The 13287-nt window shown below is 70.8% G+C and carries 10 protein-coding genes; 6 read left to right on the top strand and 4 right to left on the bottom strand.

Features of this window, described 5'->3' with window-relative positions:
* Nucleotides 1-22 precede the first annotated feature (22 nt).
* The 6 genes from GVL05_RS01125 (at nt 23) to GVL05_RS01100 (ending at nt 9523) form a co-directional block, all read left to right on the top strand.
* Nucleotides 23-1033 (top strand): glycerophosphodiester phosphodiesterase family protein, encoded by a 1011-nt coding sequence (locus tag GVL05_RS01125; RefSeq protein WP_159570534.1) that lies wholly within the window; start codon nt 23-25, stop codon nt 1031-1033.
* 12 nt (nt 1034-1045) lie between these two features.
* The gene (locus GVL05_RS01120) at nt 1046-3490 is read left to right on the top strand and encodes an ATP-dependent helicase (protein WP_159570531.1); all 2445 of its coding nucleotides are present in this window, start codon (nt 1046-1048) and stop codon (nt 3488-3490) included.
* Between the two features lie 150 nt (nt 3491-3640).
* On the top strand, nt 3641-5062 hold the full coding sequence (locus GVL05_RS01115; RefSeq protein WP_159570528.1) for a pyridoxal-dependent decarboxylase: 1422 nt from the start codon (nt 3641-3643) through the stop codon (nt 5060-5062).
* Nucleotides 5059-6432, top strand: a complete 1374-nt coding sequence (locus tag GVL05_RS01110; protein ID WP_159570525.1) for a lysine N(6)-hydroxylase/L-ornithine N(5)-oxygenase family protein — start codon at nt 5059-5061, stop codon at nt 6430-6432. The genes GVL05_RS01115 and GVL05_RS01110 overlap by 4 nt, the downstream gene beginning before the upstream one ends.
* A complete protein-coding gene (locus tag GVL05_RS01105) occupies nt 6429-8819 on the top strand; it encodes a GNAT family N-acetyltransferase (protein WP_159570522.1) in 2391 nt (796 codons plus the stop codon). Before GVL05_RS01110 ends, GVL05_RS01105 begins: the two co-directional genes overlap by 4 nt.
* Before the next feature lie 323 nt (nt 8820-9142).
* The gene (locus tag GVL05_RS01100) at nt 9143-9523 is read left to right on the top strand and encodes a hypothetical protein (RefSeq protein WP_159570519.1); all 381 of its coding nucleotides are present in this window, start codon (nt 9143-9145) and stop codon (nt 9521-9523) included.
* Between the two features lie 16 nt (nt 9524-9539).
* Here GVL05_RS01100 and GVL05_RS01095 read toward each other — a convergent pair whose 3' ends face one another.
* From GVL05_RS01095 to GVL05_RS01080, 4 genes are read right to left on the bottom strand one after another with little or no spacing between them, the layout of a single operon-like run.
* Nucleotides 9540-10175: a pyridoxal 5'-phosphate synthase gene (locus GVL05_RS01095; protein WP_132099117.1), complete on the bottom strand. Its 636-nt coding sequence runs from the start codon at nt 10173-10175 to the stop codon at nt 9540-9542.
* Nucleotides 10176-10193: 18 nt separating this feature from the next.
* Nucleotides 10194-10844, bottom strand: a complete 651-nt coding sequence (locus tag GVL05_RS01090) for an NUDIX hydrolase (RefSeq protein ID WP_159570516.1) — start codon at nt 10842-10844, stop codon at nt 10194-10196.
* Complete coding sequence (locus tag GVL05_RS01085) at nt 10841-12433, bottom strand: nicotinate phosphoribosyltransferase (RefSeq protein ID WP_159570513.1); 1593 nt, start codon at nt 12431-12433, stop codon at nt 10841-10843. The genes GVL05_RS01090 and GVL05_RS01085 overlap by 4 nt, the downstream gene beginning before the upstream one ends.
* A complete protein-coding gene (locus tag GVL05_RS01080; RefSeq protein ID WP_159570510.1) occupies nt 12430-13281 on the bottom strand; it encodes a phosphoribosyltransferase family protein in 852 nt (283 codons plus the stop codon). Before GVL05_RS01080 ends, GVL05_RS01085 begins: the two co-directional genes overlap by 4 nt.
* Nucleotides 13282-13287: the final 6 nt, after the last annotated feature.

Here is a 13287-nt window from a genome sequence, read left to right as displayed (position 1 = left end):
CCTGGCCCAGTAGGGTCGCGCCATGACCCTCGTGATCGCCCACCGCGGTGCGTCCGGCTACCGCCCCGAGCACTCGCGGAGCGCGTACGAACTCGCCATCGAGCTCGGTGCCGACGCGATCGAGCCGGACCTGGTGCCCACGAAGGACGGCGTGCTCGTGCTCCGCCACGAGAACGAGGTGTCCGGCACCACCGACGTCGCGGACCACCCGGAGTTCCGGCACCTGCGCACGACGAAGACCGTCGACGGCCAGAGCCTGACCGGCTGGTTCACCGAGGACTTCACCTGGGCCGAGCTGCAGACGCTCCGCACCCGGGAACGTCTTCCCGCGCTGCGGCCCGGGTCGGCCGAGCACGACGGCGAGGAGCCGATCCTGCGCCTCGAGGACCTGCTCGCGATCCTCGACGCCGCGCCTCGTCCGGTCGGGCTGGTCGCCGAGGTCAAGCACGCGGCGTTCTTCGACCGCGCGGGCTTCCCGATGGGCGAACTCGTCGACCGCGCGCTCGGTGACGCCGGGTGGCGCCGTGACGAGCGGCTCACGGTCGAGAGCTTCGAGAAGGGCGTGCTCCGCGACCTGCGCGAGCGGCACACGGGTGGTCGGCTGGTGTACCTCCAGGAGGCCCGCGGCAGCGCCGCCGACGAGGTCGCGTCCCACGGATCGCTCGCCCCCACCTACGCCGCGGAGCGTTCCGAGGACGCGCTCGCGTCGTTCGCGACCGAGTTCCACGGCATCAGCGTCGACCTCGGCACGCTGATGGCCGGGGCGGACAGCGTCGCGCTCGAGGACCCGACGCCGGTCCGGAGCGCGATCGTCGACCGTGCGCACGCCGCGGGCCTCGCGGTGTACACGTGGACGCTCCGACCGGAGAACCGGTTCCTGCCCGGGCCCCTGCGCCGCGGTGGGGACGTCGCGGCCTTCGGCGACTGGGAGCGCTGGTACACCTCGGTGATCCGGACCGGCCTCGACGGGGTGTTCGCGGACCACACCGACCTGGCGGTCCTCGCCCGGTCGGCTGTCGGGGGTCCCGCTTAGACTGTCCCGAACATGACGATCGTGCTCGACCCCTTCGAATCGACGCCCGAGCCGGGCGCCGGTGCCCGTGCGTACGAAGACCCGTTCACCGCGGGTCTGAACCCCCAGCAGAGGGAAGCCGTCGAGTACCGCGGCGAGTCCCTGCTGATCGTGGCCGGTGCCGGATCCGGCAAGACGAGCGTCCTCACGCGCCGCATCGCGCTGCTGCTCGCCAACCGTGAAGCCTGGCCGTCGCAGATCCTCGCTATCACCTTCACGAACAAGGCCGCGGCCGAGATGCGTGAGCGCGTCCGGGCCCTGGTGGGTGGCGAGTCCGACGGCATGTGGATCTCGACGTTCCACTCGGCGTGCGTGCGCATCCTCCGGCGCGAGGCGGAGCGCTTCGGGTTCGCGCAGTCGTTCACGATCTACGACTCCGCCGACTCCAAGGCCCTGCTGAAGCGGATCATCAAGGACCTCGAGGCGGACACGCTCGGGCTCACGGTGGGCGCCGCGGCGTCGAAGATCTCGAAGCTCAAGAACGAGCTGCAGGACATCGACTCGTACGCGCGCAACATCAACGTGAACGACCCGCAGGAAGTCATGTTCACCGAGGTCTTCCGTCGGTACACGAACGACCTGCGCCGGGCGAACGCGTTCGACTTCGACGACCTCATCGGCCAGACCGTCTTCCTGTTCCGGGCGTTCCCCGAGGTCGCTGCGCTCTACCAGCGGCGCTTCCGCTTCATCCTGGTCGACGAGTACCAGGACACCAACCACGCGCAGTACTCCCTGATCCGCGAGCTCACGCGTCCGGTGCCGGTCGACCAGGTCGACAAGCTCGAGGACTCCGGCCAGCACGTCGCCCGCATGCGCGAGCGCGACGGGTCGATCGCCGGAGCGTCCCTGACCGTCGTGGGCGACTCGGACCAGTCGATCTACGCGTTCCGCGGGGCCGACATCCGCAACATCGTCGAATTCGAGCGCGACTTCCCGAACTCCAAGGTGATCCTGCTCGAGCAGAACTACCGCTCGACGCAGACCATCCTCGACGCCGCGAACGCCGTCATCGCGAACAACTTCGACCGTCAGGCGAAGAACCTGTTCACCGACGTCGGCGCGGGCGAGAAGATCGTCGGCTTCACCGGGTACACCGGCCACGACGAGGCCCAGTTCGTCGCCGACGAGATCCAGCGCTTGCGCGAGGACGGCATGGACTACCGCGACATGGCGGTGTTCTACCGGACGAACTCGCAGACCCGTGCGCTCGAGGAGATCTTCATCCGTGCCGCGATCCCGTACCGGGTGCTCGGCGGCACGAAGTTCTACGAGCGCGCCGAGATCAAGGACGCCATGGCGTACCTGATCACCGTGGCGAACCCCGCCGACCCGATGGCGCTCCGTCGTGTGCTCAACGTGCCGAAGCGCGGCATCGGCTCCGTCACCGAGACGACCCTGCAGCGCTACGCCGACGAGCACGAGACCACGATGCGTGATGCCCTGCGGCACGCGGGTGAGCTCGGCTTCGGGCCGAAGGTGCGGAACGCCATCACTGAGTTCGCGGCGCTGCTGGACTCCGTGTCCGAGAAGGCCCCGACGCAGCCGGTCGTCGACACCCTGACCCAGCTGCTCGACGGCTCCCACCTGCTCGAGAACCTGCGGAAGTCGCCCGACGCGCAGGACGCCGCCCGGGCCGACAACATCGACGAGCTCGTGGCGGTGACGCGCGAGTTCCAGAAGAACAACCCCGAGGGCACGCTGACGGACTTCCTGACCGAGGTCTCGTTGGTCGCAGCGGCGGACGAGCTCGACGACTCGTCCGGCACGGTGTCGCTCATGACGCTGCACACGGCCAAGGGGCTGGAGTACGAGGCTGTGTTCCTGACCGGCGTCGAGGAAGACCTGCTGCCGCACCGGATGTCCGCGAACGAACCGGGTGGTCCGTCGGAGGAACGCCGGTTGTTCTACGTCGGCATCACCCGCGCGAAGAAGGTCCTGTTCCTGTCGCTGGCGATGACCCGCGCCCAGTTCGGTGACGTCAACGTCGCCATGCCGTCGCGCTTCCTGCAGGAGATCCCCGAGGGGCTCATCGAGTGGAAGCAGTCGCCGGGCATGGCGAACAGCCGTGGTGGCACGCAGCCCCGGGCGCTCAACGCGAAGCGCGAGGGCGGCATCGGCGGCGGCGGTGGCGGTGGTTACCGCGGCGGTGGCGGCTGGGGCGGTGGGTCGTACGACCGCGCGGCCGCTGCGTCGAAGACCCGCCCGAAGACCGAGTGGGCGAACCGGGTGTCCGGCCAGGTCCGCGACAACGGCGACATGGAACTCGTCGCCGGCGACCGGATCAAGCACGTCGACTTCGGCGAGGGCACCGTGTCGGCGGTGACCGGCCAGGGCGCGAAGCGCATCGCCGAGATCGCGTTCGACTCCGCGGGCCGCAAGAAGCTGCTCATCAAGATCGCGCCGATCGAGAAGCTCTAGCCAGAGCTGGCTGAACGTCCGTACACCCCGCCGGCTCCCCGGCGGGGTGCGTTCGTCGTGGGCACGAGGACGTCGCGCCACGCCCGAGACCTGGGAGTCCACCCCTGTTCGGGTGACACCGAAATACAGGTGAGGTTAGCCTTACCTAACGTGACACCCATCGAACTGCTGACCACTGCCAACGCCGAGCGCTACCGGTCGACCGTCGGGTCGACGGTGGACCAGCTCGCCGACCGACTCGCCACCGTCGACCGCCCGACGACCGCGACCGCCCCGGAAGCGCTCCACGACCGGGTGCGCGCGGTCGACCTGGACGCCGCTCCCGTCGGGACGGAACGGGCGCTCGCCGAACTCGACGACCTGTTCGTCCGCGAGGCCGTGTGGTTCCACGACCCCGGCTACCTCGCGCACCTGAACTGCCCGGTCGCACTGCCCGCGGTCGCCGCCGAGTCCGTCCTCGCCGCGGTGAACCCGTCGGTCGACACCTGGGACCAGTCCCGCATCGGCACGGACATCGAACGCCACGTCGTCGACTGGCTGGCCCGTCGTGCCGGGTTCACTGCCGGCGACGGGGTGTTCACCTCGGGCGGTTCGCAGTCCAACCTGCAGGCGCTGCTGCTGGCGCGCGAAGCGGTCGGCGTTGCCGGAACCGTGTTCACGACGGCGGAGACCCACTTCAGCATCGCGAAGTCGGCACGACTCCTCGGTCTCGAGGCCGTGGTCGACGTCGCCACCGACCACGCCGGTCGGATGCGGCCGGCAGCCCTCGCGGAGGCGATCGCCGCGACCCGGGCAGCGGGCCGTACCCCGATCGCGGTCGTCGCGACCGCCGGCACCACCGACCGCGGGGTCATCGACCCGATCGAGCCGATCGCCGACGTGTGTGATCTGGAGGACGTCTGGCTGCACGTCGACGCCGCGTACGGCTGCGGACTGCTCGTCTCCCCGACGCGTCGGCACCTGCTCGCCGGCATCGAGCGGGCGCGCAGCGTGACGACCGATCTGCACAAGTCCTTCTTCCAGCCGGTGTCCTCGAGCGCGCTGCTCGTCCGTGACCCGGCCGACCTGCGCCGGACGGCCTGGTACGCCGACTACCTCAACCCCGAGGACGCCGCCGAGCCGAACCAGGTCGACAAGTCGCTGCAGACCACCCGCCGCTTCGACGCCCTGAAGCTCTGGGCCACCCTGCGCGCGACCGGGGCCGACGCGATCGGCACCGCGTTCGACGCCGTCATCGACCTCGCCGCCGCCACCCACCGGATCGTCGAGGAGCACCCCGACCTGGTGCTCGTCGCGCCGACGCAGCTCAGCACCGTGCTCTTCCGCTGGCAGCCCGCCGGGGTGAGCGACGAGCAATCCGACGCGCTCGTCGCCCCGATCCGTGCGGCGCTGCTCGCCGAGGGCCGGGTCCTCATCGCGAAGACCGTGATCGACGGCCGACCCTGCAACAAGCTGACGCTGCTCAACCCCGAGACCACCCCGGCGCAGATGCGCGCCTCGCTCGAGCACGTCGCCGCGACGGCAGCACGGGTCCGCGCGACCACCACCGCCCCGGAAGGAGCAACGCGATGACCACCGACCGCACCGTGCACGACCTGATCGGCATCGGCATCGGCCCGTTCAACCTCGGCCTCGCCTGCCTCACCGACCCGCTCGACGACCTCGACGCGGTGTTCCTCGACGCCGCCGACGGCTTCGCCTGGCACCACGGCATGATGCTCGACGACGCCACGATCCAGGTGCCCTTCATGGCGGACCTGGTGACGATGGCCGACCCGACCTCGCCGTTCTCGTTCCTCGCGTGGCTCAAGGAGACCGGCCGCCTGTACCCGTTCTACATCCGCGAGGACTTCCACCCTCTGCGCAGCGAGTACGACGCCTACTGCCGGTGGGCCGCCGACCGGCTCGACACGCTCCGGTGGGGCCGGTCCGTCACAGCGGTGGAGCACGACTCGGCGACGGACGTGTTCACGGTGCACGCCGAGACCGATCAGGGTCCCGAGACGTACCGCGCACGCCACGTCGTGGTCGGCATCGGTACGGAGCCGTCGGTCCCCGCCCCGCTGCGCGGGATCGCCGGACCGGTCATCCACTCCGCCGAGTTCCTGCCGAACCGCGACGCGCTCCGCGGTGCCGCCTCGATCGCGGTGGTCGGCAGCGGGCAGTCCGCTGCCGAGGTCTACCGCGAGCTGCTCGAGGACCTGCGCCAGGACGGCTACCGACTCGACTGGATCACCCGGTCGCCGCGGTTCTTCCCGATGGAGGACACGAAGCTCACGCTCGAGATGACGAGTCCGGAGTACACGGACCACTTCCACGGCCTGCCCGAGGATGCTCGCGACCGTCTCGGGCGCGAGCAGCGCGGGCTGTACAAGGGCATCAGTGCGGACCTCGTCGACGAGCTCTACGACCAGCTGTACCGGATCAGCGCACGCGGCCCGATCCCGACGACCCTGCGCACCGAGACCAGTGTCGTCGACGCCGAGTGGCTCGCCGACCGGGGGTCGTACCGGCTGACGCTCCGCCACGAGCAGCTCGACCAGACGTACGAGCACGAGGTCGAGCGGCTCGTCCTGGCGACCGGCTACACGCCGCGCACGCCGCGGTTCCTCGACCCCGTCGAGCACCTCGTCGCCCGTGACTCCCGTGGTCGCCTGGCCGTCGCGCGCGATCACCACGTCGACACCCTCGGCGGACGCATCTGGGTGCAGAACGCCGAGGAGCACACGCACGGCCTGACCGCGCCCGACCTCGGCATGGGCGCGTGGCGGAACGCGTCGATCATCCGGTCCGTCACGGGTCGCCCCGTGTACGGCCTGGAGGCCCGGATCGCCTTCCAGGAGTTCGGCCTGCCCGCCACGGACCAGTCCACCGCCGCTCCCGCCGGTGCGCACCGCGCGCCGGCCCGGCAGGCGACCGAGCGCACGGAGGTGCCCGCATGAGCGCGCACCTGACGGGTACCGACGTGACGGGTAGTGGACTGACCAGTGCGCCCGAGGCGACGGTGTCTGCCGGAGCTGCTCCGGGCCTCCTGGCCGTCGAACCCGTGGTCCCGGAACGCGACGCCGTCGTCGTCCAGTCGTGGCTCGCGCATCCGGCGTCGTCGTGGTGGGAGATGGGCGACCTCGACGTGGACGGCGTCCGGGACTACCTGACCGGCGTGCAGGCGGACCCGGCGCAGGCTGCGTGGCTCGGCCGACGCGACGGTGAGCCGTGCTTCCTGGTCGAGACCTACGACCCCGCCGCCGTCCTGCTCACCGACGTGTGGGCGGCGGAGCCCGGCGACGTCGGCATGCACCTGCTCGTCGCACCGGTGCCCGCCGGCGGCCGCGTGCACGGACTGACGAGCGCCGTCATGCGCGCCGTCGTCGAGCACTGCCGCGACGTCCTCGGCGCGCGGCGGGTCGTCGTCGAGCCGGACGTGCGGAACACCGCGGTGCAGGCGAAGAACGCCGAGGTGGGCTTCCGCGCGCTGCGCCAGGTCGACGTCGACGGCAAGCGGGCACTGTTGTCGGTGCTCGACACCGACCGGATCGGCGTGCCCGACGACGACGGTCCGGCCGCGCACCTGCGACCCGAGCACCTGGAACCCGCCGAACGACACCTGGTGGCGAAGGCCATCGCCGAGTTCACCCACGAGCGGCTGATCGCACCCGTGCCGGACGGGGAGGGGTGGCGGCTCGACGCGGGGGACTCGACCTACCGGTTCCGGGCACGGCAGCACGTGCTCGAACACTGGTCGATCGACGAAGCCTCGCTGACGCGCACTCGCGCTGGGATGCCGGCGTCGCTCAGTGCGCAGCACCTCGTGCTCGAACTGCACGAGGTGCTCGGGATCCCCGACGAACTGCTCGGGACGTACCTGGAGGAGATCGCCTCGACCCTGGCGAGCGCTGCTGCGAAGCATCGGCGGGGCGGGCCGTCCGCCGCGCAGCTCGCGCGTGGGCGGACGGGCGACTCCGTCGAGGCTGCCGTCGCCTCGTTCCAGGACGTCGAGGCAGCGATGACCGAGGGCCACCCGGCGTTCGTCGCCGCGAACGGGCGGATCGGGTTCGGACTCGATGAGTACCGGGCCTTCGCGCCCGAGGCTGGCGGCCGTTTCCGGTACCGGTGGCTCGCCGCCCGACGGGAGCACACGCACCTGGCGCTCGCCGCGGACCGGACCGAGCGCGACCACTGGGCGGCCGAGCTCGACCCGCAGACCATCGCCGGGTTCCGCGCCACGCTGGAACGTCGAGGCCTCGACCCTGACGACTACGTGTGGATCCCCGTGCACCCCTGGCAGTGGCAGCACCGGATCGCCGTGACGTTCGCACCCGACCTGGGGCGGCAGGACCTCGTCGACCTCGGCGAGGGGCCGGACGAGTACCAGCCGCAGCAGTCGATCCGCACCGCGTTCGACCGCTCGGACCCGACGCGCTCGTACGTCAAGACGGCGCTCGCCGTGCAGAACATGGGGTTCCTGCGGGGGATGTCGCCCGCGTATATGCGGAACACTCCGGCGGTGAACGACTGGGTCGAGTCGATCGTCAGCGCCGACCCGACGCTGGCCTCGGTCGGGTTCTCGGTGCTCCGTGAGCACGCCGCCATCGGCTACACCGGCGACGCGTACCACCGGGTCGACGTGTCGTCGCCGCAGCGCAAGATGCTCGCGGCCCTGTGGCGGGAGAGCCCGCTGCCGCGGGTGACGGACGGCGAGCGACTGCTGACGATGGCGGCGTTGCTGCACCGGGACGCCTCGGGGAACGCCGTCGTCTCGGCGCTGATCGAGGCATCGGGGCTGCCTGCCGACGAGTGGGTGCGGCGCTGGCTCGACGCCTACCTCTTGCCCGTCGTGCACTGCCTGACCGTGCACGACCTGGTGTTCATGCCGCACGGCGAGAACCTCGTGCTCGTCGTCCACGACGGCGCCGTTGTCCGTGCCGTCATGAAGGACATCGGGGAAGAGGCAGCGGTGCTCGGGCGCCACGACGATCGTCCCGTGCCCGCCGACATCGACCGGATCGTGCACCCGGTGTCCGACGACGAAGCGGCCCTTGCGGTGTTCACCGACGTGTTCGACGGGGTGCTGCGGTTCGTCGCGGCGATCCTCGACGACGACGGAGCGCTGCCGGAAGGCCGGTTCTGGGAGGTCGTAGGGGAGTGCATCGACGCGCACGCCGCCGCGCACCCGGACCGCCGACGGCAGTTGGACCTCCGTGTGCCGACGTTCGAGCACTCCTGCCTGAACCGGCTGCAGCTGCGGAACACCCTGTCGATGGTCGACCTGGCGGACCAGTCGTCGTCGCTCATCCGGGCGGGGGCGATGGCGAACCCGATCGGGCGGTAGGGGCTGCGCGGCGGACGGCGGACCTACTCGGTGCGAGGTTGACCACTCCGTGCAGCGCAAGAAGCGCGCACGGAGTGGTCAACCTCGCACCAGCCGGAGCGGCGCCGGTGCGGGGTGCGGGAGACTGGACGGGTGCAGACGGGCGGGGGCGGCGCGACGGGTGAGGTCACGGTCGACCTCGGGGACGTCCTCGACGCGGATCAGACCTGGCGCCGTGCATTCCGGCTAGTCAGGTGCATCCGAGGCGCCGGACTGTTGCTCGGCGGGGCGGTCCTCGTCGGGGGGTCGTCGTCGCGGACCGGCCGAGAGACCGCGGTACCGCAGTGGTCCTGGTCGGCACGGTGCTGGTTGCCGCGGGGCTCATCGCCCTCGGGTACCTGGTCACGCGACGCCGGCTCCGGCTGGCCCGGGCTGCGCGGACGACGGCCGTCGATGCCGGTGTCGCTCGTGTCCTCACGCAGGCGCGGGCTGCTGGCGTCCCCGACCTCGACCCTGCCAGCGTTCGACGTGTGTTGGTCGAGACCGACAACGGACCGGGGCCCTGGTACGACCCGAAGCTCGGTCCGCACACATGGCCGGTGTGGCGCGTGCGGACCACCGACCCCACGGCGACGGTGTTCGTGGTGGCCAGGAAGTCCGACGACGCCCGGTCGCTGACGATCACCGTCGAGTCCGCGAAGCCGTCGTGGTGGCAGCGGGACTGACCGGGAGCGGACTCGACTACGGCTGCAGGCGGGTGGCCGACCAGGCGCCGTCGGCGAGCACGTACTGCAAGCGGCGGTGCATCCGGTCGCGGCTGCCGTGCCAGAACTCCACCACGTCGGGCTCGAGCCGCCACGCGACCCACCCGGCCGGCCGTGGGACGGCGTCGTCGGACTCGTCGAGCAGCACGTTGGCGTCGTCGATCAAGTCCTGCAGCGTCCGCGGTTCGAGCACGGCGGACTGGTCCGCGATGGCGGTGGCGGCGCGGGACTTCGGCGACCGGTCGGCGAACAGCGCGTCGGATTCGTCGTCGGACAGCTGCACCGCCCGGCCCTCGAACCGGAGCTGCTGCATGGTCTCGCGCCAGTAGACCTGGAGTGCCGCGTGCGGGTTGTCGGCGAGCTGACGACCCTTCGGGCTCAGCGTCGAGGTGCCGAACACGAGCCCGCGGTCGTCGAGTCGCTTCACGTCGACCGTGCGGGCGGACACCCGGCCGTCCGCTCCGGCCGTGGCGAGGGTCATCGACTTCGGCTCGGAGACGTCGCGTTCGTCCGCGGCATCCAGCCACTGCTGCGCGAGGTCGAGCGGCGACGCCGGGGGTGCGTCGAACTCGGGCAGGTGCAGGGAGTCGTCACCGGACAAGGAAGAGGACATGGGTCCACCCAACCGTGCTCAGTTCTGCCACGTCCAGGCTGCCGGGGGACGCCCGCCCCGGGGTCCCGCACTCGCTGGGAGCTCGACCCGGGCAAGCGCGGTGTTCGTACGGAGCGTCCGGTTGAGGTTGCCCGGATCCGGTGTGGTCCCCGTCAGGGCGATCCGCAGCCGAGCGGCGTCCGCCGTGGTGAACGGATCGTCGAGCAGCGCTCGTGTGAACGGCAGGTCTGACCAGAGGAGGACCCGTGCGCGCTCGAGCGCCGAGTCGACGATCCGGTCGTGGTCGAACGGCAGTCCGAGCGGCAGCGCGCCGACGTCGTGCCACGTTGCGTCGGCGTGCGCTGCCGGGTCGATGACCGCGAGGAACGCGATGCTGATCGCGGAGCTCCGTGGATCGCGGTCGGGTCCGTCGAACGCGCCGACCTGCGCGAGGTGGCGCACCGCTGCCGGGCCGACGCCGGTCTTGGTCCGCAGGGCGCGCCGCGCACCGTCGGCGAGGATCTCGGTGCCGTCGAGGAGCACGCCGGGGAGCGCTTCCTGTCCGGCGTACGGTGCGTACGCCCGACGCGCGGTGGCGACCCGCAAACCGTCCGTCGTCACGAAGGACACCGGGACGACGTCGATCGCGATGAGCGGTTGGTCGCGGATCGCCGCTGCGGCATCGGTCACGCGGTGGCCGCCCGGCGGGTGGCACGAGCCGAACGCTCGTCGCGGAGCGTCTGGCGGACGTCGGCGAAGGACTGGAGGCGCGTGAAGCGGCCGTCGACCCACACCGGCTGGAGCAGGCTGGTCGCCTCGTCGTCGGCCGTGGCCTGGTCGGTCTGCCGGATCTCGCCGGTCTCGTCGCGGTGCAGGGCGATGCGGCCCTTCGCGCTCTTCTTGCCGCTGCCGGTCTTCGGGTCCTTCTGGATGTCGACGGGCTCGCCGTCGACGAGTGCCCACGTGGCCTTGACCGCGCTGCCGAGGTTGTCGCGGGTCATGTACTGGTACGTGTACGACCCGATGCCGAGCACGATGTTGTCGCTCGAGTACCCCTTGGCGGCCAGGCGCTCGTAGATGCGACGGGCACGGTCGAGCGTGATGCTGTCGCCGTAGATGACGCCGATGTGCTGGTCGAGGACCTTGAAGCCCTGCTCGTTCACGGTGTGCCCGAAGATCTCGTCGAGCAGTTCGACGACGCCCTTCTGCTCGTGGCTGCGGTCGGCGGCGAACAGTTCGGCCTGGTCGACACCGTGCACGGTGCCGGTGACGATGTCGACCGGGTCGCCCGAGTCGGGTCGGATGACGAGCTTGCCGTCACGACCGGTGATGCGGTCCTTGAGCTGCGGCAGGGTCTCGGTGATGACCTTGAACAGGTCGAAGCCGTCGCTGACCGCCGAGACGATGCCCGTCGGGTACACGTCGAGGATCTGCTCGAAGGTCGCCAGCTCGCCGTCGGCGCCGCGGACGCACATCACGCTGTGCTCGGTGGCGGGCACGCTCGCGGCCACCCAACCGTTGTCGCCCGGGTAGTAGCGGTCGATGAAGTCGAGCGACGGCATCGAGTCGGTGCCGAGGAACGACAGGAGGTGGCCCGCGCCACCCGCTGCGGCCGACTCGATGCTCGACTGCCCACGGAACGAGAAGTCGTGCGCGGCGAAGTCGATGCCGGCCGGGACCGCGCCGGTGCGGGCGGCCCAGTCCTCCATCAGGTCGCGGTACTCGAGCGCCTTCGTCGCGACCGTCGACGGGTGCCAGATCGACGCCGACAGGGCGGTCTCGATGTAGTTGGGCAGCCAGTAGAACTCGTCGATCGTGTTCTCGACGGTCAGGGTCGCGACGCCGATCGGTGCGAGGGTGCCCTCGGGCAGCGCACGGATCTCGAGGGGCAGGTAGCCGAGGCGGTGCAGGGCCCGGACGTGGTCGGTGCCGATGTGGTTCGGGCCGAAGTAGCTCTGCAGCGCTTCGTCGAAGAGCCGGACGACCTCGTCTTCGTCCGCCGCGAAGAACGGTGCCCAGGCCTCGACGAGCGAACGCTGGATGAACGCCTGCAGCCCGAAGACCACGGCGTGCGTCGACTCGGGCATGTGCGCGTTCGACCGGTTCGTCCAGTTGATCAGGATGCGGGTGGTGCCGGCCGGGTAGACCTGCCGGTGCGAGTGCTTGTAACCGTCGACGGCCAGTAGCGGCGCGATCGGGCTCGCCGTGGTGATGCGCGGCTCGATCCCCGTGGTCGTTCCGGCGTTCGCGGTGGTCGTGGTGCTCGTGGTCTGCGTCATCGGATCTGCTCCGTCAGGTAGGGGGTGAGTGCGATCGTGCGCAGGCCGTCGATGGCGTTCTGCGCCGGGTACGAGTCGGTGGTGACGATCTCGCCGAAGTGGTCGGCGAGCTGTGCTGCCCGGCCGGAGAAGACGCCGTGCGAGACCCAGAGGCCGAGGCGTTCCTTGGGCAGGCCCGTCGAGCCCGCGAGCCCCATGAACGTGCCGCCGCCGTCGCAGATGTCGTCGACCACCAGGAACCGGCCGGTGTCGGGCAGGGGTTCGCAGGTGAAGCCGTCGAGCTTGCCGGTGTCGGGGTTGCGGTGCTTCTCGGCCCGGTAGAGCGGCAGCCCGCACGCCTCGGCGACCGCGGTTGCACGGGGGACCGCGCCCTTGTCCGGAGCGATGATGCCGGTGTACGGGTCGCCGCCGTCGTGCTCGGGTGCGCCGACCACGGCGTCACGGACGACCTGCTCGCTCGTGACGACGGTCAGGTTGTCGACCAGACCGACGATGACCGGCGAGTGCGGGTCGAACGCGATGACCTGGTCGAGGTGGAAGCCGTTGAGGACGTCGGCGTAGACCTTCGCGCCGAACGGCAAGCCGCGGTCTTGCCGGGCTCCGGGCAGGTATGGGACGAGCGCGACGGACCTCGATCCGCGCTGCCGCACGGCGTCCGCCCACATGCCGAGCATGATCAGGTCGTCGCCGCTCGTGCCGCGCAGGGTCGCGATCTCGGTGAGTCTCCCCGGCTCGGCGGTGTCGTTCGCGACCTTGACGTGGGCTTCACCGGCGGGGAACCGCATGGTGGAGAACGTCGCTGTCGTCTGGTTGCCCTGGGCGTCCCAGGTGCTGAGTTCGACTGCCATGGCTCG

The organism is Curtobacterium sp. 18060, from assembly GCF_902706105.1.
Classification (GTDB): domain Bacteria; phylum Actinomycetota; class Actinomycetes; order Actinomycetales; family Microbacteriaceae; genus Curtobacterium.
This window is presented reverse-complemented; position numbering and strand designations above follow the sequence as displayed.